The 21,584-nt window shown below is 65.7% G+C and carries 16 protein-coding genes and 2 tRNA genes; 6 read left to right on the top strand and 12 right to left on the bottom strand.

The window, feature by feature from the left end; all coding sequences use genetic code 11:
• Positions 1–25 precede the first annotated feature (25 nt).
• Positions 26–1,396, bottom strand: a complete 1,371-nt coding sequence (glmU, locus tag V7066_RS09585) for a bifunctional UDP-N-acetylglucosamine diphosphorylase/glucosamine-1-phosphate N-acetyltransferase GlmU (RefSeq protein WP_334182818.1) — start codon at positions 1,394–1,396, stop codon at positions 26–28.
• 59 nt (positions 1,397–1,455) lie between these two features.
• Between glmU and V7066_RS09580 the strand changes: the two genes are divergently transcribed.
• The gene (locus V7066_RS09580; RefSeq protein ID WP_334182817.1) at positions 1,456–2,160 is read left to right on the top strand and encodes an HAD-IA family hydrolase; all 705 of its coding nucleotides are present in this window, start codon (positions 1,456–1,458) and stop codon (positions 2,158–2,160) included.
• 91 nt (positions 2,161–2,251) lie between these two features.
• Entirely contained in the window at positions 2,252–3,130 is an 879-nt protein-coding gene (locus tag V7066_RS09575) for an isocitrate lyase/PEP mutase family protein (protein WP_334182816.1), read from the top strand.
• 187 nt (positions 3,131–3,317) lie between these two features.
• Here the strand turns inward: V7066_RS09575 and V7066_RS09570 are convergent, their stop codons facing one another.
• The 7 genes from V7066_RS09570 to V7066_RS09540 all read right to left on the bottom strand — a co-directional run bounded on the left by V7066_RS09570 (position 3,318) and on the right by V7066_RS09540 (position 14,067).
• Positions 3,318–6,173, bottom strand: coding sequence for a M16 family metallopeptidase (locus V7066_RS09570; protein ID WP_334182815.1), 2,856 nt, complete (start codon positions 6,171–6,173; stop codon positions 3,318–3,320).
• 351 nt (positions 6,174–6,524) lie between these two features.
• On the bottom strand, positions 6,525–7,307 hold the full coding sequence (gene purC / locus V7066_RS09565) for a phosphoribosylaminoimidazolesuccinocarboxamide synthase (protein WP_147220107.1): 783 nt from the start codon (positions 7,305–7,307) through the stop codon (positions 6,525–6,527).
• Between the two features lie 187 nt (positions 7,308–7,494).
• Positions 7,495–7,983: a low molecular weight protein-tyrosine-phosphatase gene (locus V7066_RS09560; RefSeq protein ID WP_334182814.1), complete on the bottom strand. Its 489-nt coding sequence runs from the start codon at positions 7,981–7,983 to the stop codon at positions 7,495–7,497.
• Between the two features lie 53 nt (positions 7,984–8,036).
• Positions 8,037–8,186: a hypothetical protein gene (locus V7066_RS09555; protein ID WP_186830060.1), complete on the bottom strand. Its 150-nt coding sequence runs from the start codon at positions 8,184–8,186 to the stop codon at positions 8,037–8,039.
• A gap of 91 nt (positions 8,187–8,277) precedes the next feature.
• Entirely contained in the window at positions 8,278–10,098 is a 1,821-nt protein-coding gene (locus V7066_RS09550; RefSeq protein ID WP_334182813.1) for a response regulator, read from the bottom strand.
• Positions 10,088–10,960: a CheR family methyltransferase gene (locus tag V7066_RS09545; protein WP_334182812.1), complete on the bottom strand. Its 873-nt coding sequence runs from the start codon at positions 10,958–10,960 to the stop codon at positions 10,088–10,090. Before V7066_RS09545 ends, V7066_RS09550 begins: the two co-directional genes overlap by 11 nt.
• Positions 10,957–14,067 (bottom strand): hybrid sensor histidine kinase/response regulator, encoded by a 3,111-nt coding sequence (locus V7066_RS09540; protein WP_334182811.1) that lies wholly within the window; start codon positions 14,065–14,067, stop codon positions 10,957–10,959. Before V7066_RS09540 ends, V7066_RS09545 begins: the two co-directional genes overlap by 4 nt.
• A gap of 272 nt (positions 14,068–14,339) precedes the next feature.
• On the opposite strand from V7066_RS09540, the gene V7066_RS09535 reads away from it, so the two are divergent.
• The 3 genes from V7066_RS09535 to V7066_RS09525 are packed head-to-tail and all read left to right on the top strand — an operon-like array spanning position 14,340 to position 17,493.
• Positions 14,340–16,229, top strand: coding sequence for a pilus assembly protein TadG-related protein (locus tag V7066_RS09535; protein WP_334182873.1), 1,890 nt, complete (start codon positions 14,340–14,342; stop codon positions 16,227–16,229).
• On the top strand, positions 16,226–16,822 hold the full coding sequence (locus V7066_RS09530; protein WP_334182810.1) for a TadE/TadG family type IV pilus assembly protein: 597 nt from the start codon (positions 16,226–16,228) through the stop codon (positions 16,820–16,822). The genes V7066_RS09535 and V7066_RS09530 overlap by 4 nt, the downstream gene beginning before the upstream one ends.
• Positions 16,819–17,493 (top strand): TadE/TadG family type IV pilus assembly protein, encoded by a 675-nt coding sequence (locus V7066_RS09525; protein WP_334182809.1) that lies wholly within the window; start codon positions 16,819–16,821, stop codon positions 17,491–17,493. The genes V7066_RS09530 and V7066_RS09525 overlap by 4 nt, the downstream gene beginning before the upstream one ends.
• Before the next feature lie 34 nt (positions 17,494–17,527).
• On the opposite strand, the gene V7066_RS09520 is transcribed toward V7066_RS09525, so the two are convergent.
• From V7066_RS09520 to V7066_RS09505, 4 genes are all read right to left on the bottom strand, one after another.
• Positions 17,528–17,604 (bottom strand) — tRNA-Pro (locus V7066_RS09520).
• A gap of 49 nt (positions 17,605–17,653) precedes the next feature.
• Positions 17,654–17,729, bottom strand: a tRNA-Ile gene (locus tag V7066_RS09515).
• A gap of 46 nt (positions 17,730–17,775) precedes the next feature.
• Entirely contained in the window at positions 17,776–18,789 is a 1,014-nt protein-coding gene (locus tag V7066_RS09510; RefSeq protein WP_334182808.1) for a polysaccharide deacetylase family protein, read from the bottom strand.
• 109 nt (positions 18,790–18,898) lie between these two features.
• A complete protein-coding gene (locus V7066_RS09505) occupies positions 18,899–20,701 on the bottom strand; it encodes a sensor histidine kinase (RefSeq protein WP_334182807.1) in 1,803 nt (600 codons plus the stop codon).
• Positions 20,702–21,109: 408 nt separating this feature from the next.
• Between V7066_RS09505 and V7066_RS09500 the strand changes: the two genes are divergently transcribed.
• A complete protein-coding gene (locus V7066_RS09500; protein WP_031342574.1) occupies positions 21,110–21,577 on the top strand; it encodes an Lrp/AsnC family transcriptional regulator in 468 nt (155 codons plus the stop codon).
• The last annotated feature ends 7 nt before the right edge of the window (positions 21,578–21,584 follow it).

The following is a 21,584-nucleotide window of genomic DNA, read 5'->3' as shown; positions in this document are numbered from 1 at the left end:
TCCGGCTGGACCGCCCGTTTTCACGTCACTTGGCCGACTTCTCGGCCTTTTTCTTCTTCATCGCGTCGTGGAAGCGGTCGGCCCAGCCGGGCTTGACCAGCTGTTCGCCGCGCACGAGGCGAAGTTCGCCGTCGGCGACGTCGCGGGTGACGGTGCTTCCCGCCGCTACGATGGCGTCCGCGCCGATCTTCACCGGGGCGACGAGGGCGCTGTTGGAGCCGATGAAGGCGCGTTCGCCGATGACGGTGCGGTGCTTGAAATAGCCGTCGTAATTGCAGGTGATCGTGCCCGCGCCGAGATTGGCCTTGGCGCCGACGGTGGCATCACCGACGTAAGAGAGGTGATTGGCCTTGGCGCCTTCGCCGAGTTCCGCGTTCTTAACTTCGACGAAGTTGCCGACTTTCGATCCCTTGCGCAGCACTGCACCCGGGCGCAGGCGGGCGTAGGGGCCAATGGCGACGCCGCTTTCCAGCGTTGCGCCTTCGAGGTGCGAGAAGGCATGGATGACCACGCCGTCCGCCACGGTCACGCCCGGCGCGAAGACGACGTTCGGCTCGATGGTGACGTCGCGGCCGAGCTTGGTATCCCAGGCGAAGAACACGGTTTCGGGGGCGATCAGCGTCACGCCGTCGGCCATGGCGGCAAGACGACGCTTGGCCTGCCAGCGCGCTTCGGCTTCGGCCAGTTCGCCGCGGCTGTTGATGCCGCCCACTTCGTCCGGATCGGGCGTGACGATCACCGCGCAGGGCCGTCCTTCGAGCGTCGCGACATTGACGATGTCGACGAGGTAATATTCGCCCTGCGCATTGTCGTTGCCGACGCGGGCGAGCAGGTCGAACAGGTCGGCCGACTTCACCGCCATCAGCCCGGAATTGCAGAGGCGGCAGGCGCGCTGTTCCTCGGTGGCGTCCTTGTATTCCACCATCATCGCGATGCGTCCGTCGTCGTGGGCAAGCACGCGGCCGTACTGGAGCGGTTCCTCCGGCTCGAAGCCGAGCACGACAACGGCGGGTGAATCGTCGGCATGGAGCCGGTCGATCATCGCGCGCATCGTGGCGGTGCTGACGAAGGGCACGTCACCATAGAGAATCAGCACGTCGCCCGCGAAACCGGATAGCGCGGCTTCCGCCTGCTGCACGGCATGCCCGGTGCCGAGCTGCGGCTCCTGCACGGCGATCGCGGCGCGGCTGCCGAGGGTTTTCTCAAGCTGCTCGCGGCCATGCCCGGCCACGACGACCTGCCGCTCCGGGGTCAGCGCGGCTGCGCTTTGCAGCAGGTGTTCCAGCATCGGTCGGCCGGCTATGGGGTGGAGAACCTTGTGCAGGTCGCTCTTCATGCGGGTGCCCTTGCCTGCGGCGAGGACGACGATTGCGAGGGGCGTGGAGTGTTCGGCCATGTGCATCACTTGCCAGCAAATTGTTGCGGTTTCCACAGCGAGAGGCCACTGATCTGCGAATGACGGACTTCCCTTTCGATATCGTCGGTTTCGACCTGGACGGAACCCTGCTGGATTCGCTCGGCGATCTGGGCGTGGCGCTCAATCACGCCCTGTCGCTGGAAGGCCGCCCGGCCATTGCAAGAGACGCCGTGCGCGATCTGGTCGGCGGCGGCGCCAAGAAGATGCTGGCGAGGGGACTGGAAGTCACCGGTGGGCCGGTGTCGGACGAGCGGCTGAATGAACTGCACCAGGCACTGATCGACTTCTACAGCGACCATATCGCCGTGGAGACCCGGCTCTATCCCGGCGGCGAGGCCATGCTCCAGGGGCTGGCGGCGCGCGGCGTGAAGATCGCGGTCGTGACCAACAAGCTGGAACGCCTCGCGGTGAAGATCTTCGCGGAAATGGGCCTTTCACACCATTTCTTCACGGTGATCGGCGGCGACACGCTCGGGCCGGGCCGGGCGAAGCCGAAGCCGGACCTCCTCGAACTGATGCTGGAACGGGCCGGAGGCGAGGAAAAGCCGATCCGGGCGGCCTTCGTGGGCGACACGACTTACGATACCGGCGCGGCGGCGGCGGCGGGCATCCCCTGCGTGGCCGTCAGCTTCGGTTTCAACGACAGGCCGCCGCAGGAACTTGGCGCGACGGCGGTGATCGATCACTTCGACGAGCTGATCCCGACGCTCGAACGCATCGGTGCGGCAGCCGAAACGGCCTGATCGCAACGCCCCGCCGATAAGCGGGGCACCGACTTGTCGCCTCGGCGCAATCGTGCGAGCGCTCGCTCCATAAGAGCGGGAGAAAAATGCGATGCCGACGCCGGGTGAGAAACTGCGCGCACTGATCGAGAACGGCGAGCACTTCGTCGCGGCGGAAGCCTACTCGGCGCTGACCGGACGGATCGTCGAGCATGTCGGCTTCAAGGCCGCCTATCTCGGCGGGCATGCCTGTTCGGCCTTTCACTATGCGGTGCCGGACAACGGCATTTTCAGCCAGGTCGAGATGATCGAGCAGTCCGCGCGGATCGCCCAGGCCATCCAGATCCCGCTCATCGTCGATGCCGACACCCTCGGCGAGACGGTGGCCGACGCCTATCATTTCACCCGCCGTTACGTCGCCGCCGGGATCGCCGGATATCACGTCGAGGACGAGGTGAATCCCAAGCACTCCAAGCACGTAAACGGCTTGTGCTCGATTGAGGACATGCAGCTTCGGATCGAGGCCGGAGCGAAGGCGCGGGGCGATTCGGGCCTCGTCATCATCGCGCGCTGTGACGAACTCTACACCAGCGCCAACGGCGGCGGCGGCACCGGCTCGGTCGAGGAGGCGATCCGGCGCGGGCATGCTTATGCCGAGGCCGGTGCGGACGCGATCGTTTTCGCCAGCGCGCCGCCCGAGCAGCAGGCGGAGGTGATCCCGCACATGCCGATCCCGGTCTGCACTCTGGGCTTCAACCTTCCGGACACGGCCTTCACGCTCTCGACCGCATGGGGCTGGGTCTCGGCGGCGGTCGGCCATCTCGCCATGGCGCGTGAGCTGATGGAAACCGGCGCGGTAAAAAGCGCCATGGCAGCCTTTACGAACTTCCCCGAGAAGTACGACCTGATCGACCAGAAGCTCTATGACGACCTGATCGTGGAATGGGCGGAACGGACGGGGCGGCCGGTGAGGGGCAATCACGCCAGGTAGAAGAGAGAAGTCCTGGGGGATGATCCCCCAGACCCTCGGAATGTCAGCGCCGCGCGCCGCCTATCCGGTGTGCGCTCCCTGCGGCGCAGCCATTCAGTCTCCCGACGCCGCCATGGGCGCGCTACGAAGTTGGCCCGCGTGACCTGGACGGTAATGGGGTGCAGGGGTGTTAACCCCTGCCTTTCCCTTACTTCTTCGGAACGTCCACCCCTTCCGGCAGAACCAGCACTTCCAGCCCCTTCGCCGGATCGAGATAGCGCTGCGCCATCGCCTGAACGTCGGCAGGGGTGAGCGTCATCAGCCGTTCGCGGGCCTTACTGAAGCGTTCGATCCGGTCCGCCTGAGTCTGTGCGCGGTCGACTAGCGAGAGCCAGCCCGCATTGCCCTTGAGCGCGTTCTGGAAGGCTTCGGCCAGCGGCGCGCGGGCGCGTTGCAGCACGTCCTCGCTGACCGGCGCCGTGCCGAGTTCGCGCACGACCTTGGCGATGGCCTCGCGGCTGGCGGCCACGTCGGCCACGTCGACCGAGGCGTTGATCGAGAACGTGCCGTAACCCTTCCAGAAGTGGGAAAGCGCGCTGCCGGCGGAAGGTGAGTAGGCCTTGCCGAGGGCTTCGCGCAGGCTGTCGGTCAGTTCGATGCGCACCACCCGTTCGAGCAGTTCGAGCCTGAGCGCATCGAGCGGGTCCGAATCGTCGCGGGTCGGCCAGGTCAGGCGCAGGAGCGCCTGGTCGGCGGCGCCGGTGTGGCGCAGGATACGGGGGCTGCGGTCGGCGGTGAAGGTGCGCGGGGGCTGGCTGTCGTAAGTGCGGAAGGCGGTTTCGCGGGCGGAGAGGGCACCCAGCGTCCGGGCGACCATGGCGATGGCCTTCTCTTCGTTCAGAGCATTTCCATCGAAATCGCCAACAAGGCCGACCTCGATGGCGCCGTGTTCGAGGCGGTCGGCGATGTCCTGTTTGAGTTTCGCGTAAGTCAGGTGACGATAGGCCTCGACCGGCTGGAGGCTGAAGCGCGGATCGTTGTCCGAAACGATACCGCCGAGATCGGCCGCCAGAGAGGAAGCGGGTGTCGCACGGAGCTGCGCGAAGCTGTTGTTGACCTGCTGGCGGTACTGGACTTCGCCTTCCGAGCGATAGCCGGGATCGACGAGGAGCGCGGTTATCAGCTGGAGTTGCAGTTCCAGGTCGCGTGGGGTCGTGGCGGTCTGGGCGTCGAAGCTGGATGCTCCGTTGGAAAGGCCGAAACCGAGCGTGTGGCCGGACATGATCGTGTCGAGGTCGTCGCGGCTGTGCTTGCCGAGGCCGCCCTTGTCGAGCCAGTTCACCATGTCGGTGGCGAGCGGATTGTCGCGGGTGTCGAGCCGGTCGCCGCCGTCGATCGCGAGGCTGACGCGGATACGGTCCTTTTCCAGCTGGGTCGGCTTGAGGTTCAGCATCACGCCGTTGGCGAAGCGGATTTCGCGGATGCCGAGGATCGGATCGCGCGTGTCGCTGACGACGGTGCCGGGCGTGCCGAAATCGGTGTAGCCGAAGGCGGTTAGCGCCTGTGCGTCTTCGCGCGGGACCGGGCCGCGGGTGGCGCGCTGCCAGGCGGTGCGGATCGCCTGCTCTCCGCCTTCGGGCGCCTTGCGGCCTTCGAAGCGGATCAGCGGTTTGTCGAGGGCCAGCGCCTCGCGCTTGAGGGCTGCAAGCACGGCCTTCGGCGTGATCGTGGGGGCAAAGCCCTCGAATCGTTCGAGCGTGGAGGCGGGCGTGGAGGGCACGACTCGGTCGTCCACGAGGGCGAGGGCGATGGCCGCGAGCGACGCGTTGCTGCGGGTATTGGCGGAACCGGCGGCGTTGACGAGCGAGGTGCGCAGTTGGGCGAGCTGCTCGGCGATCTCGGCGGCGCTGAAGCCGTGGGCGAGGGCGCGGCGATATTCGCGGGCGATGGCGGCAAGGCCGTCCGCCCACTTGCCGTCCACGCTGTCGATGATGAGGCGGGTGGAGCGGGCGGTTTCGAAAACGTCGCCGGTGCCGAATCCGGCGCCCCGGAACGGCGGCTCGGCATTGCGGGAGAGCCGCTGGAGGCGGCGATTGATGACGGCATAGCCGATCGACCGGAGCAGACCTTCCCGGCGCTGGGCCACGCTGTCGGGTTCGTCCATCCACGCCCCGTTGCGCTGGATGACGACACGTTCGGACAAGGCGGGATCGATCCAGATGCCGGTGCGATCGCGGTCCTTGGCATCGACCGGGCCGGGATCGGGCTGGAGTTCGGCGGTAGCGCCGGTCCAGTCAGCGAAGTGGCGTTGGATTCCGGCTTCGACTTCGGCGGCGTCGAAATCGCCGATCACCACCAGCGTGACATGGGCGGGCACGTATTCGCGCTCGTAGAAGGCACGCAGGTTCTGCGCATTGGCGGCATTGAGCGTGGCGACGGTGCCGATCGGGAAGCGGCGGCCATAGAGGGCCTGCGGATAGAAGAAGCGCGTGGAATCGATCGCATTGCGCAGGCCGAAGGTATTGCGGTCCCGCATTTCCGAAAGGATCACGCCACGCTCGCGGTCGATCGCGCCCTGGGAGATGGTCAGTTCGCTCGCGGTTTCGCGCATCAGCATGAGCGCGGTGTCGAGTAGCTTGGCGTCGCTGCGCGGCAGGTCGAGCTTGTAGACGGTGCGCTCGAAATTGGTCGAGGCGTTGGTGTCGGCACCGAAGGCGAGGCCGTCGCGTTCGAGCAGCGGGATCATCTGGCCTTCGGGCACCCGCTTGCTGCCGTTGAAGGCCATGTGCTCGACGAAGTGGGCATAGCCCTGTTCGGCGTCGCTCTCGTCCAGCGAACCGGCGGCCACTTCCATGCGGACCACGCCGGTACCGGCGGGCGTCGCGTTATGGCGGATCACATAGCGCATGCCGTTCGAAAGGCGGCCGAATCGGAAATCGGGGTCGAGCGGGACGTCGCTCTTCTCGAAGGCCCAGCTGGTATCGTCGGTGCGCGGGGTCGCCTCGCGGGCGAGCACCGGAAGCGGCGCGGAGAGCAGAAGCGCGGTAATGAGAAGGGATCGCATGTCGTGCTGGTGCCCCAGTCGGTGCCCGATCACAAGAGGACGGGTGGCTGGGCGTTGACGTGGAACAGAGGGCCATCCGCAATCTGCTCCTCGGTTTTCCGGTCTGGTGCCTTGAAAATGCCAATTCCTCTCGTCCCCACAGCATCGTCATTGCGAGCGTAGCGAAGCAATCCAGAGTCGGTCTCAAGCCGCTCTGGATTGCTTCGCTACGCTCGCAATGACGAGGAGGGGGAAATGACGAGGAGGGGTGAGAATGGACTGCGGGCGCGTGTTTCGCGCTCCGTGAGGCAGATGAAAGAAAGCCCGGCACACCGTGAGGTGGCCGGGCCTTCTGCTAAATCGCTGCGGGCCTTACTTGCCGCGCAGCTTGCGATGCTTCGAGAGGTCGAGGACTTCGCTCGGGCCGTTGTCGTCCTGGAGCAGGCCGAGGCGGCGGGCGACTTCCTGATAGGCCTCTTCCTCACCGCCGAGATCGCGGCGGAAGCGGTCCTTGTCCAGCTTTTCGCCGGTGTTCATGTCCCACAGGCGGCAACCGTCGGGGCTGATTTCGTCCGCCAGGATCACGCGGCTGTAGTCGCCGTCCCAGATGCGGCCGAACTCGAGCTTGAAGTCGACGAGGCGGATGTTGATCGCGGCGAACATGCCCGCCATGAAGTCGTTCACGCGGATCGCCATCGCCGAGATGTCCTGCATCTCCTCGTTGGTGGCCCAGCCGAAGGCGGCGATGTGCTCTTCGGCGATCATCGGATCGCCCAGCGCGTCGTCCTTGTAGTAGTATTCGATCAGCGTGTGCGGCAGCGGCTCACCCTCGGGGATGCCGAGGCGCTTCGAGATCGAACCGGCGGCCACGTTGCGCACCACGACTTCGATCGGGATGATCTCGACCTGGCGGACGAGCTGCTCGCGCATGTTGAGGCGGCGGATGAAGTGGTTGGGCACGCCGATGTGGTTGAGGCGCGTGAACACGTACTCGCTGATGCGGTTGTTGATCACGCCCTTGCCCTGGATCGTGCCCTTCTTCTGCGCGTTGAACGCAGTGGCGTCGTCCTTGAAGTACTGGATCAGGGTGCCGGGTTCAGGGCCTTCGTAGAGGATCTTGGCCTTGCCCTCGTAGATCTGGCGGCGACGGGACATGCGTGTTCGTCCTTCGAAACTGTAAAAGAGCAAGCCCCGGACCGTGTGATGTCGCATCCCGCGAAATAAAAGGGCGCGACCGCGGGCCGGGGCGTTCGAGCGGGCATATAATGGAAGCAGGGGCAAAAGCAAACGGCGCTTGCGGCGGGGCCGCCATGTCGAAGGATCGCCCGCGGCGCCCTGTGCGTCAGTCCCGCGTTTTAGACAGTTCCGACACGAGGTTGCGGGCGGCTTCGCTGACTTGCCGCCACGTCGTCTCGAAGCCTTCGGGGCCGCCGAAGTACGGATCGTCGACATCCTGCCCTTCGAGACCGGGAACGTGGTCGAGCAGCAGCGAGAGGCGGGCCCTGTGTCCGGCAGGGTGTCCGGCAGGCGCGATGCGGCGCAAGTTCGCGAGATTGCTGGCGTCGAGCGCGACGATGCGATCGAATCGGTCGAAGTCCTTCGCCGTAACCTGACGGGCACGATAGGCGGAAATGTCGATACCGTGGCGCTGCGCTTCGGTGCAGGAGCGCGGATCGGGAGCTTTGCCGATGTGCCAGGAGCCGGTGCCCGCCGAATCGACCGCGATGTTCAGCCCCGCCTTCTCGGCTTCGTGGCGCAGCGCGGCTTCGGCCAGCGGGGAGCGACAAATATTGCCGAGGCAGACGAACAGGACGGATGGGGTTTGGGGCATGTGTCCGGCCTAGCGCCGGGCGGTGGGGATCTCCAAGCGGATTTCGAACCCGTTCAGCGGTGGCCGAACAGGCGCTCGATCAGGGTAGGCTGGTCCATCGGCTGGATCGGACCGTGAAAGCGGCGGCGCAGGCCGGGATCCTGCGGCGGGCGCGGAGTCCAGATGCGCTCGGTGCGATAAGTGCTGTCCTGGGTCAGGGCCATGGGCGGAAGGCTCCTCTGCCTCGATTTGTTCCTTGGGGAATAAACCGCTTTTCCGCCTGAAAGTTTCCTTAACCGATCTCCACCACGTCCCTCAGCCTGCCGGAGCAGCGGCTTCCTCCGCAAGCCGGCGAACGATTGCGCTCACTTCGCGGCCGAGGAACGGCTTGCCCAGCATCGGCCGCTGGTTGTGGCGACCGGGCAGGTGCTGGCGGTCGTAGCCGCTGACGAAAGCGAAAGGCGTGGAGCGGGAAGCCAGTTCGTCGGCCACGGCATCGATGCGCTCGCCGTTGAGATTGCCGTCGAGCAGGGCAAGGTCGGGCGCGGCCTCGCGGATCATGGCGATGGCCTGTTCGCAGGAAGTGGCCGGGCCGATGGCGATCGCGCCCGAATCCTCGATTTCCATCATCAGTTCCATGGCGACCAGAGGTTCGTCCTCGACGATCAGGACCTTGAGGCTCTTGGGTGTGGAACCGACGGGGGAGGGGGCTGCCGGAGCTGCCGTTTCCACGGGCGCGGTTTGCGCCGGTTCGGAAGGGACATCTTCGCCCAAGGGCAGGTCAAGCTGCCAGCAGACGCCTTCCGCGGCGTAGTCCGCGGCGATCCGCGCGCCGTCGGCTTTCATGCTGCTCTCGATCAGGGTGGAGCCGAAGCCCCGCCGTTCGGGCGCCACGACGGGCGGCCCGCCGCGCTCGGTCCATGTCAACGAGAGCACCTGCCGCGAGAGCGACCAGTCGAGCGCGACGGTGCCGGTCTCGTTCGAGAAGGCACCGTACTTGTGGGCATTGGTCGCCAGTTCGTGGAGGATCAGCGAGAAGCGCAGCGCCAGTTCGGGCGGCAGGTCCACATCCGGTCCGGACAGCCGCAACCGTTCCTCGCTCAGCGCGCCGAGCACGACCTGATCGGCGATCAGGCTGCGCAGTCCGGCCGGTTCCCAGGTCGTTGCGCTCAGCAACGAATGGGCGCGGGCGAGCGACTGGAGGCGGCCGCTGAACGACTGCTGGAAATCCTCAGCCGAACGGGCATGACGGAAGCCCTGAGAGGCGATGGCCTGCACCGTCGCCAGCGTGTTCTTCACGCGGTGGTTGAGTTCGCCGATCAGCAGGCGCTGGGTTTCCTCGGCGCGGTGGCGTTCGGTGACGTCGAGCAGTTCGATCATCACGCTGGCCCCGCGCGCGCCGGTTCCCGCCAGCGAAGAGCAGTACCATTCGCCCTCGCGCAAGGCGCCGTTCGCCCGCAGGAAGCGGTGGACCTGCGTTTCGCGGCGATCCTCGCCGCCGAGCAGCGCGCGCATGCCCTCCACGAAGCGCGGTCGGTCGGCAGGGGGCAGGAACGGCGCTTCCTCGACCTTCAGGCCGAGCACGTCCTGCGCGGAAAAGCCGATCTCGCGCTCGGCGCTGCGATACCAGCTGACGATCCGGAGATTGGCGTCGATCTCCAGCACCGCCAGCGGCGAATTGTCGCCATGCGCGCGCAGGCGGCCGAGTGCGAGGCCGAGTTCGTCGCGCTGGCGGGCGATCTCGCGGCGCTGACGGGCCAGTTCGACGAAGACCGCGACCTTGGAATTCAGCTCCACCATGTCGAGCGGCTTGAGCAGATAGTCCACCGCGCCCGCCTCATAGCCGCGGAAGCGGCGGCGCTCGTCGGTGGCGAGCGCGGTGAGGAAGATGATCGGCACGGAGCGGGTGCGTTCGGTGCCGCGCATCAGTTCGGCGAGTTCGAAGCCGTCCATCTCCGGCATCATCACGTCGAGCAGGGCCAGCGCGAAATCGTGGCGCAGCATGGCCTCCAGCGCCTCGAAGCCGGAGGAGACGGTGACGAGTTCGACGCCGGGCTGGTCGAGCGCGGCTTCGAGGACGAGCAGGTTTTCCCGGATATCGTCCACGGCCAGGATCTTGAGCGGCTCATTCAGCAAGGGCGTGCTCCTGGACGTTATGGGTGGTGCGTCGCCAGATCTTTTCGAGAGGCGCGAATTCGGCGAAGCTGTCGCCCTCGGCGGAGAAGTGCACGGTCTCCTTCGAACCCAGCCCGAGGAAGCCGCCGGGCGGCAGCGACTGGGCGAAAAGGCCGAGTGCGCGGTCCTGCAGGGCGCGGTCGAAATAGATCAGCACATTGCGGCTGGAGACCAGCTGGACTTCGGAAAACACCGCGTCGCTGGCGAGATTGTGGTCCGCGAAGACCGCCCGGCGGCGCAAGGTGGGATCGAACCGGGCGACGCCGTAGTTGGCGGTGTAGTAGTCCGCCAGCGAGGCCTTGCCGCCCGCCTCGATATAGTTGCGCGAGAACCCGGCGATCCGCTCGATCTCGTAGACGCCCGCCTCGGCCTTGACGAGCGCGGCGGGGTTTATGTCGGTGCAGTAGAACAGGGTACGCTCTTCCAGCCCTTCCTCGCGGAACAGGATCGCCAGCGAATAGAATTCCTCGCCGTTGGCGCAGCCTGCCACCCAGACCTTGATCGAGGGCCAGGTGCGCAAGTGCGGGATCACCTGCTCGCGGATCGCGCGGAAGTATTCGGGGTCGCGGAACATCTCGCTGACCTGGATCGTCAGGAAGCCGATCAGCACGTTCAGGCTGTCGGGATCGTGGAGGATGCGGTCGAGCAGGCTGGAGAGATGCGGATAGCCGAAATGGGACTGCGCGCGCTGGAGCCGCCGCAGCAGGGAGGCGCGCGAATAGTCGCGGAAGTCGTACTGGTAGCGCCGCCATATCGCCTCGACGAGGAGATCGACCTCGATGTCCTCCACCGCTTCGGCGGCGCGTCTGCCGATCGGTTTCATCGCGGCATCCAGACGCGCACGAGGCTGAGCAGCTTGTCGACGTCGAGCGGCTTCGACAGGTAATCGTTGGCACCTGCCTCCAGGCATTCGCGGTGGTCGCGTTCCATGGCCTTGGCCGTGAGGGCGATGATCGGCAGGTTCTGCCACTGGGGCTGCATGCGGATCTCGCGGGTGCAGGTGAGGCCGTCCATCTCCGGCATCATCACGTCCATCAGCACGAGGTCGATGGCGGAGCCGTCACTGTCGGCGGTGCGGGCCAGCTCGTTCAGCGCCTCGATGCCGTTGCGGGCGATGCGGACGTGGACGCCGTGGGGTTCGAGCACCGAAGTGAGGGCGTAGATGTTGCGGATGTCGTCCTCGACCACCAGGATCTGGCGGCCCTCCAGCGCGGCGTCGCGGCCGAGGGCACGGGCGAGGAGCTGCTGCTTCTCGTCCGGCAGTTCGGAGACGACCTGGTGCAGGAACAGGGTCACCTCGTCGAGCAGGCGCTCGGGGCTCTTGGCGCCCTTGACGATGATCGACTTCGAATAGCGCCGCAGCCGCATCTCCTCCTCTTCGGAAAGTTCGCGGCCGGTATAGACGATCACCGGAGGGAACCCGACGCTCTCGTCGTGCGAGAGGCGTTCGAGCAGGTCGAGGCCGGACATGTCGGGCAGGTTGAGGTCCAGCACCATGCAGTCGAAGGTCTCCTCGCCCAGGCGGGCAAGGCAGTCGGCGGCGCTCTGGACGTCCACCGTCTCGACATCGCGCGAGGCGAGCAAGAGGTGGATCGCCTCGGCCTGGCGGGGGTCGTCCTCCACCACCAGCACGCGACGCAGGCGCTGGTCCATCCGCGCCTCAAGGCCTTCGAGCATGTTGACGAGGGTGTCGCGGCTGACCGGCTTGAACAGGTAGCCCACGGCGCCGCTGGCGAGCGCGGCGTTGTCGTCGTGGTCGGCGGAGACGATGTGGACCGGGATATGGCGGGTGCGGGTATCGCGCTTGATGCGGTCGAGCACCGAAAGTCCGGTGTGATCGGGCAAGTGCATGTCGAGGATCACCGCCTGCGGCAGGTACTGCCGGGCGAGCAGGGCGCCTTCGTCGGCGGTGCCCGCGATCAGGCATTCGAAGCCGACTTCGTGGGCGAGGTCGCAGAGGATGCGGGCGAAGGCCGGATCGTCCTCGACGATCAGGATCACGCGGGAATCGCCCGAGAGCGTCTCGCGGTCATCCTGCGGAACGGGCGCGCGGCGGCTGGGCGGGGCGGTGGTTGCGCTGGCCGCCGGGGTCGGCGTCGGATTGGCGCGGCCGGGGATCAGCGGGGTGCTGGCGGCGTCGCCCGGCTTGAAGGCTACCGGCAGTTCCAGCGTGAAGGTGCTGCCCTTGCCCGGGGTGCTGTCGACGGTGATCGTGCCGCCCAGCAGATGCGCCAGTTCGCGCGAGATCGACAGGCCAAGCCCGGTGCCGCCGTATTTGCGGGCAATGCCGCCGTCGGCCTGGCGGAAGGCTTCGAAGATCGCGTCCTGCTGGTCCGCGGGAATGCCGGGGCCGGTATCGTGAACCGCGAAGGCAAGACGGCCCGGCGCCGTGGGCGCGACGACGAGCGAGACTTCGCCGTGCGAGGTGAACTTGACCGCGTTCGAGAGGAAGTTCTTGAGCACCTGCTCCAGCCGGAGGGGATCGGTCTCGATCTCGCTTGCGCCCTCGGTGGCCGTCATCGTCAGCGAAAGGCCCTTGCCGGAGGCGGCGGCGGCGAACGTGCTCTCCAGCTTGCCGAGCAGGGCGCTCACCGGCACGCGGTGCGGCTCCAGTTCCAGACGGCCCGCCTCGATCTTCGAGATGTCGAGCACGTCGTTGATGAGCGTCAGCAGGTCGTTGCCCGAGGACTCGATGGTCTCGGCATAGCGGACCTGCTCGCCCGAGAGGTTGCCGTGGCGGTTGTCGGCCAGCAGGCGTGCCATGATCAGCAGCGAATTGAGCGGGGTGCGCAGTTCGTGGCTCATGTTGGCGAGGAATTCGGACTTGTAGCGGCTGGCCTGTGCGAGTTCGTCGGTCTGGCTGCGCAGCCGCGCCTGCGAGCGCGTCAGTTCGTCGCGTTGGGCTTCGAGCGACTGGGCCTGCTCTTCGAGCTGCGAATTGCTGCGCTCCAGTTCGGCCTGCTGTTCCTCCAGCTGGCTCTGGGACTGGAGCAGGAGCTTGCTCTGGGCTTCCAGCTCGTCGTTGGTGGCGCGCAGTTCCTCGCTCTGGTTCTGCAGTTCCTCGGCCTGCTGCTGGGTTTCGGCCAGCAGATGCTCCAGCCGGGCGCGGTACTTGGCCGAGCGCAAGGTGACGCCCAGCGATCCGCCGACGATGTCGAGGAAGGCGGCGAGGTCTTCGGGGCGCGCGGCGGGGGCATTCGCGAAACCAAGTTCGAGCACGGCGTTGACGGTGTCGTCGACATGGGTGGCGCCCAGCACCAGCCGGGTCGGGCTGGCCTGTCCCAGCGCGGTGCCGAACGCGAGATAGCCGGCGGGAACCTGCTCGATCGTCGAGGTGCGGCCATGGCGGATCACTTCGCCCAGCAGGCTCTCGCCCGGCGCGATGGTATCGGGCACGGCGGCTCCGGCGGGCACGCCATAAGTAGCGACTTTGCCGAAAGCGCTGTCGCCCTTCACATAGATCGCCCCGGCGACGGCGCCGAAACGCTCGGCCAGGAAGGCAAGGGTGCGATTGCCCAGCTCGGCCAGCGACAGGCTGCCCGCGGTGGCGCGCGCGAGATCGGTCTCGCTCTCGCGCAGCCATTGCTGGTGCCGGTTGGCGTTGCGGTAGCGGATCAGCACGAAGCCGATCGCGGCCAGCAGCAGGTTGGTCGTACCCGAGAGCGCGCGATTGGCCATCGCCACTTCGAGGCCAAGTCCCTGCGGCGCGATCAGATAGGCGGCCATCGCGCAGCCGATGCCGACGATCGCGGTCAGCAGCGGGGTGATCGGGCGCCGTGCCACGAAGGCGATCACCGTCGGCAGCAGATAGAGCACGCTGACCCCGGTGCCGAGCGGGATGGTCGCGTCGATCAGGAGGCAGAACCCCAGGACGATGATGATGGCGAGCGCGAGCTGGACGTGAGGACTGAAGGCCTTGCTGGGCGACATTATGATTCTCAAGGAGAACGGCCGGTTGGAGGCGGGCCGCACCTCCCCCAAACTTCGGCGCGGTCCCCGGATCGAGGGGTTCAACGTCTTGTGAAGACTTCGGTTCCCGGGAAATTACGCAAAATTGCGTGATTCCCGGAAACCGGGCGGCTCCTGGGCCGGGCGCTTGAGGGTTTCATTAAGCAGTTCCCGTTAGAAAAGCCCGGTTCCACTGGGTTTCCTGCTGAAAGACGGCTCGCGCGATGCGTCACTTCCTGAAAGCTTCCTTGAAGATGGTCGCGGACCGCAGCGGCGCCGTGCTGCCGATGGCGGCGGTGGGCATGCTGGTGGCCGCGCTGATCGTCGGCGCGGCGGTCGATCTCAGCCGCCGCTACAAGGTGGAGAACCAGTTGCAGTCGGCTTGCGACTCCGCCGTTCTGGCCGGTCGCAGGACCGTGACGACCGCGGGGTTCGACCAGAAATCCGAGGATGCCGCGGACGCCTACTTCGCGACCAATTTCGACGACGCCTCGCAGGAAGCCTCAGGGACCGCGTTCAAGGCTAAATCCGACGATGACGGGCAGACGGTGAAGGGCGGGGCGACCACGACCGTGAACACCCTCATCATGCGACTGTTCGGCTTCGACAGCTTTTCGGTAGCGGTCAGCTGCACCTCTTCCATGGGCATGGGCAATTCCGACGTCATGCTGGTGCTGGACACTACAGGCTCGATGGCGAGTTCGCTCGACAAGACCACGCGCATCGCCGCGCTGCGGTTGGCGGTGAAGAATTTCTACAAGACGGTAAACACCGCAACCAAGGAAACCAACGCACGCGTGCGCTACGGTTTCGTACCTTACAGTTCGACGGTGAACGTCGGCAGGCTGCTGACGGGGCTGAGCCCGAACTACATCGTCGACAAGTGGAAGTATCAATCCCGCCTTGCCTGGCTCGTGGATTATTCCTCGGGAACCAAGACCAAGGGTTCGACGAACTATCAGAACGCATCCGTTTCGAATCCGAAGCAGTACAGCAGCACAAAATACAGCTCGGAGAGCAACTGTACTAAGGCCTTGCCCTCGGCGGGCAGTTACAGTTCCAATGGGTCCGTTTCCCAGACCTGGACTACGTCCGGCACGGCGCCCAACCAGACGATCGTTGTAACGGACTCTCAGCCGGTCAAGCGAACGGTCTACCAGTGCCAAAAGTCGGGTTCCAACTATTACATCTATTCGGGAACCGAAACCTCGGACGGTAAGACCGCGACGACTTATACGAAGTCGCAGTGGGTCAATGCGCCCACCACCAAGTCCGATTTCTACTACTGGGATTACAAGCAGGTCGAACTCCCGACGAGCGTCTTCAAGACTTTCGCGCCGACAACGACCTATACGGGCGATAACGGAGCGGCACAGTCGTCGACCTGGGCCGGGTGCATCGAAGAACGCGATACCGTCAATGCTGCCACAATCAGCTATTCGACTGTGGCCGGAATATCGCCTTCCGGCGCTTACGATATCGACATCGACACCGCGCCGGGTGCCACCGACGCCACCAAGTGGCGCCCGCTCTGGCCGGATATCGCCTATCGCCGAGCGGGGTCGAGTTCTTCGACGTATACGCAGGCGACCACGGCGACCGGTGCTCTGGGAGGTACGTATTGCCCGGTCGAGGCGAAGGCGCTCAGCGAGATGAGCCAGACCGATTTCGACACTTACGCCGACAAGCTTACGGCCGTCGGCGGCACCTATCTCGACATCGGCATGATCTGGGGCGGCCGGATGCTTTCGCCGAACGGCATCTTCCAGGATACCGTCAACCTGAAGCCGACAAACGGCGGCGAAGTCTCGCGGCACATCATCTTCATGACCGACGGCGAGATGGACCCGTCGAACTATGTGCCCCAAGCCTGGGGCATGGAGTGGTGGGACCGCAAGGTCACCACCGATGGATCGGAAAGCCAGGAGAAGGACCGCCACACCCAGCGCTTCCGTGCCGTCTGCGAGGCGGTGAAGGCCAAGGGTATCCGGGTCTGGGTCATCGCATTCACTTCGAAGCTGTCCGACGATCTCAAGGCCTGCGCTTCCGACGAAAGTTCCTATCTGGCCAGCAATTCGAGCGAACTCGACAGCGCCTTTCAGGAAATCGCCAAGCAGGTAGGCGAGTTGAGGATTACCCAGTGACGGCAAGAATGCTGTTCCTGCGCCGGGTTGCGGCGGACCGATCGGGCGTGACCGCCGTGGAGTTCGCGCTGATCGGGCCGGTGTTCCTGTTTCTGCTGATGGGCATCTTCGACATCGGCCACATGGCCTATGTCCGTTCCGTGCTTCAGGGCGCGGTGCAACAGGTAGCGCGCAGCGCTACGCTGGAAACTGCCGACACCGGCACGGGCGACGCCTATGTGCGCCGGGTGGTGGAAGGCGTCGCGCCGGGGGCGGAAGTCGAATTCTCGCGCTCCAGCTATTACGACTTTACCGATATCGCCCGGCCGGAAGTGTGGAGCGACAAGAACAACAACGGCCGATGCGACAACGGCGAGGCCTATACCGATGAGAACGGCAACGGCCGGTGGGACGCCGATATCGGCAAGAGCGGCAACGGCGGTGCCAACGATATCGTCGTCTACAAGGTGAGCGTTACCTACAAGCCGCTGTTTCCGGTGCCCGGCCTGACCGACCGCAATTCCGCACGCACGCTCACGGCCACGGCGGTGAAGAAGAACCAGCCGTTTGCGCTCCAGACCGAGTACGGCTCGGCAGCGAAGACCTGCAAATGATCGCGCTGCTCTCCCGTGTCCGCGCCGAAGGACAACGCCTGCTTGCCGACCGCAGCGGCGTTTCCGTCATCGAGTTCGCGCTCGTTCTGCCGATCCTGACAACGCTGGGCATGTACGGCACCGAAGTGGCCTATATGGCGATGGTCAATATGCAGGTCGGCGAAATCGCCACTTCGGTGGCCGACAACGCCTCGCGCCTCGGTCAGACGGACAACACCGCCGTTGCGCCGACGGTGAAGGAGTCGGACGTCGATTCGGTCATGTGGGGCGCGCTGTCGGAAGGCGCGAGCTTCAACTTCGTCGATAACGGACGGATCATCCTCTCTAGCCTCGAAGTCGATCCAACGACGAAGCGCGAGTATATCCACTGGCAGCGCTGTCGGGGCAGTCTGGCCCGGGCCTCGTCCTACGGCGTGGCCGACACCGGCAAGACCGGTAACCTGCTGAACGGCATGGGCAAGGCGGGTGCGAAGATCCATCCGGTCGCCAATTCGGCAGTAATGTACGTGGAAGTCTATTATCGCTACCAGCCGCTGTTCGGCACGATGTTCGTGAAGGACGCGGAGTTCAAACAGGAAGCGGCCTTCATCATCCGCGACAACCGCACGCTCAACCCGACCGGCACGACAGGCGGCGTCACCGGCGGAAACGGCAAGTCGCTCTGCACCTGAGCGGTGTGGCAAAGGCCGTGAATATGTGAAGAAATGGTCGGGGAGACAGGATTCGAACCTGCGACATCTTGCTCCCAAAGCAAGCGCGCTACCGGGCTGCGCCACTCCCCGACCCTTCGGGTGTCGATGATAATTTCCGAAGCCTTCGCTTCGGGGCCGTTGGTGGGCCCGGCAGGATTCGAACCCGCGACCTAGCCGTTATGAGCGGCCAGCTCTAACCGCTGAGCTACAGGCCCCAACTGCCGCGCCCGACCTCATCGACGATGCCGGGCGGATTGCGCGTTAGCCCGGCAATTCGTTCTGTGCAAGAGGCAGGCTGGAGATGATGTCGGTAACATGGCTGGGTTTTACACCGCGGCGTTCCAGATGGCGGAAAAGCGTGCTCCACCAATCATAAAGCGCGTCGAGATCGTGGGGCGCGCGGACATAGGGCGTGTAACCGGGAACCAGCGAGGGGCTGTGGAACGAGAACACCAGCACCGGCAGGCCCTGGTCGATCGCGACGTCCACGCCGCGCAGCGCTTCTTCCACGGTCACGCCTTCGGGGGTGAGCGGGATACGCTCCAGCAGGCCCGCGCGGGCGAGCGCGCCGCGCAGTTGCGGCGCGCGCCAGAGCGCCGGATAGATCGCATTGCCAAGCTGGCGCAGCGGTCCCCAGTAAACCGTCGTCAACGGCAGTTCGAGCAGGTCGCCCGCCCAGTAGGGCTGCAAGGGGTGCTGGCGATAGTTCGGCCCGCCGGAGGCGCTATAGTCGAACCGTGCGCGGACCGAGGAGTCGATGGCGATGCCGAATTCGGTGAGGATCTCGGCGGTGCGGGGGCCTAGGCCGTAGCGACCGGCGCGGTAGATCAGCGGCGCCTTGCCGAAGGCCTTCATGATTCGGGCATGGAGCCTGGCGAATTTCTCGCGCTCCAGTTCGAAGGGAAGATTGCCCGCGAAGGAGTTGAATTCGTTCACCGCCTCATCGAACGGCGGGTTGACCCAGGGGTGGAGCTGCACGCCGACTTCCGCGCGTCCGGCCGAGACGGCCTCGCCGATGGCTTCCACGGCGAAGTCTGAATCGGCGATGGGGAAGTCCACCAGGTAGATCGGCACGACGCCGAAGCTCTCGCAGAATTCCTGGAATGTGCGCAAGGCCGGTATCGTGCGGGTGCTGTGGCCGTCCCGGTTCAGCGGCGCGTTCCAGTCGAACTCCTCCTCGGTGTCGACGGTGACGATGAAGCGCTGGCCGAAGTCCTTGCCGAAGCGGGCAAGGTCATCCGGGCTGGGCGGCATGAGGAGGTTTGGCCCCGGCAAGACTGACATTTCCTCGATCGGGTCGCGTCCGACAAGGTGGCGACATGGAGTGATGATGTGACAGGAATGGCCTAGCCGTAAAGTGTTCCGCTTCGGTAAAGGCGATCCATCAAATGGCGCGCAGGTGCGCTTCCTGGACGGCGGGGAGCGAGAGCTTGAGATCGTTGTCCTCGCGTTCCAGCCCGCCCCCGGCTGCGCACGCCTCGGCGGCGGCGAGGCGCAAGGTGAAGCCGATGCCGAACATGCCGGTGGAGAGCGACTGACCGCGTTCGCTGACCGGTGTCTCGAACAGGCTCTGGGCGTCGCGGGCGATGAGCAGCGAGGGCAGGGCGATCCGCATCGCGATGCGGCCGTTTTCGACGGCGAGGCGGACGGGTAGCAGTTCCTGCGGTGCGGTCATGCCCGCAAGGACTGCGAAGACGCGCCAGAGCAGGCGCTCGATCTCGATGCGGTCCACGGCGACGAGAGCGGGGAGCGCTTCCGCAGGCGGCAGCAAGAAGCCGCTGCCGCGCGGCTCGGTCCAGGCCTTGAGGCGCGCGACCGTCTCGGTCAGCACCGAGGCGAGATCGCATTCGCCGGATTCGATTCCGAGCGCGCCGGCTTCGAGCTTCACCAGCCGGTCGAGTTCCTCAAATCCGGCAAGGATATGCGCACAGTCCCCGGCGATGGCGGCGGCAAGGGCGCGATATTCGTGCGGGGCGGGGCCGTAGAGCTGCTGCTGGATGATCTCGGCGGCGACCTGGATGGCATTGGCCGGGGTGCGCAGCTCGTGCAGGACCTGTCGCATGCGGTCCGCTTCGCTCGGCCCGTCCTCGGGTGCCGCATCGACGGCGGCGATCCTGCCGGGGCGGCGCAGGCGACCCGCATAGCCGGTGAAGCGGCCGCTGGCGGGATCGAAATGCGGCACCGCGTCGACCTGCCAGGCGCCGCTGACGGCGGGCGCGCCGGTCACCTCGATTCGCGCCGAGCGCAGCGGCTGGCGATGGCGCATAGACAGCGCGAGGCCGGGAGCATGCAGCGAGGCCGAGGCCAGAGGGCTGGGCGACAAGGGGGCGGAGGGATCGAGCGGCTCGGCCAGCGCCGGATCGAGGGCCGGAAGATTGAGACCGATGAGTGCGCTGGCATGGATGCCGTCGGCCCAGCTGATGCGCCCTTCCGCGTCGGTGGCGAAATCCATGGCGGCAAGAGCGGGGGCGGGCGAATCGGCAAGCGACAGCCGGGTGGCGCTGCCGCTTGCTGCCGTCTGGTTCTCGCGCGCCTTGCGGAACTCCTCGATGCGGCGGACGATTGCGCCGATCCCGGCTTCGTCTTCACTGGCGGGAGGAGCGAAAGTCCGGTTCGTGGCGGCCTGCTCCAACGCCGCAAAGGAGGCCGGTTCGGGGAGAATCAGTTCGGCGGGAAGGTCTTCCGGCTCAGGCAGTGCGGCTTCGTCGAGCAGTTCCAGCGGCTCGGGCGTTTCGATAGAAGCTTCGGCGGGCGGCAGGGCCCGGTCACGGATGCCGAGGCGATTGAGCAGGGCTTCCACTTCTGCACCGAGGTCACGGCGATGGCGCAGGATGCCGCGCGCGCGCACCGGTAGTGCGGGAACGAGGTTCAGCCATGCAGCTTCGTCCAGCCGCGCCGTGCCGATCGCGGCCATCGCGACTTCGGGTTCCGCTTCGGCGAAGAGAGCAAGCAGGCGCGGGTTGGTCAGCGGCTGGAGCGGGTGGCGCACCAGTCGCGCACGGTCGGCGGCTGGAATCGCCTTCGCCAGTTCCGCGACCCGCGCAAAACCGGCCTCGATCGCGTCGGAGCGGGCCTCGCCGGGCAGGCGGCCGAGGATGTCGATCAACTGCCGGTACTGGATGCGCGCCAGCGCGTCCCCGGAGGACGGCAGGCGCAGTACCGTGGCAAGGCGATCGTCGAAGTGCATTCCGGCTCCTTGGTGTCTGATCCGAAACTATCGTTTCGGATCGTTCGGCACCGGCCCACGCCCCCACCCGACCTCCCCATGATAATACCCTATGGGAGGTCGGGTGGGGGCGTGGGCCGGTGCCGAACCGAAATTCGCGTTTCCGCGGATTTCGAATCAGACCGTTACTCGCCCCGCAAGTGCTTGCGAAGACGCCCTATCCCTATCCTGCCCGGTTTACGCCCTGAGAGGTTAAGCCGAGGTCACCGGCCTTCTATCAAACTGTGCAGACGCTGTAAGTCGGTAGATTGTAGGCGTTGCAATGCGGGACGATTACGCTATGGGATAATAATATTACAGGGGTGTCGGCGTTTTCGAGTGGATATTGCATGCCGGATCACGCTGCGCGCCCCGCAAGGAAAGTTTCGCATGATTAATCTCGATGACATCGATCGCCGCCTGCTTGCAGAGTTGCAGGACGAGGGGCGGATCACCAATGTCGAACTCGCCCAGCGCGTCGGTCTTACCGCGCCGCCTTGCCTGCGCCGCGTGCGCAGCCTTGAGGAATCGGGCATCATCCAGGGCTACCACGCCGACCTCGACGCCTCGAAGCTCGGCTTCACGATCACCGTCTTCGCGCTGGTCAGCCTGAAGAGCCAGGCCGAGGAATCGCTGCGCGCCTTCGAAGACCACATGAAGGGTCTTCCCGAAGTCCGCGAATGCCACATGCTCAACGGCGAGATCGACTTCATCCTGAAGATCGTCAGCCGCGACCTCCAGAGCTTCCAGGAATTCCTGACCAGCAAGCTGACGCCCGCCCCGAACGTGGACAGCGTCAAGACCTCGCTGACGATCCGCACCGCCAAGAGCGTGCCCGGCGTTCCGCTGGAAGCCTGAGAGCGAA

Origin of the sequence: Novosphingobium sp., from assembly GCF_036820275.1 — a bacterium.
GTDB lineage: Bacteria > Pseudomonadota > Alphaproteobacteria > Sphingomonadales > Sphingomonadaceae > Novosphingobium.
The sequence above is the reverse complement of the archived record's forward strand: the minus strand, read 5'-3'. Positions and strand labels throughout refer to the sequence as shown.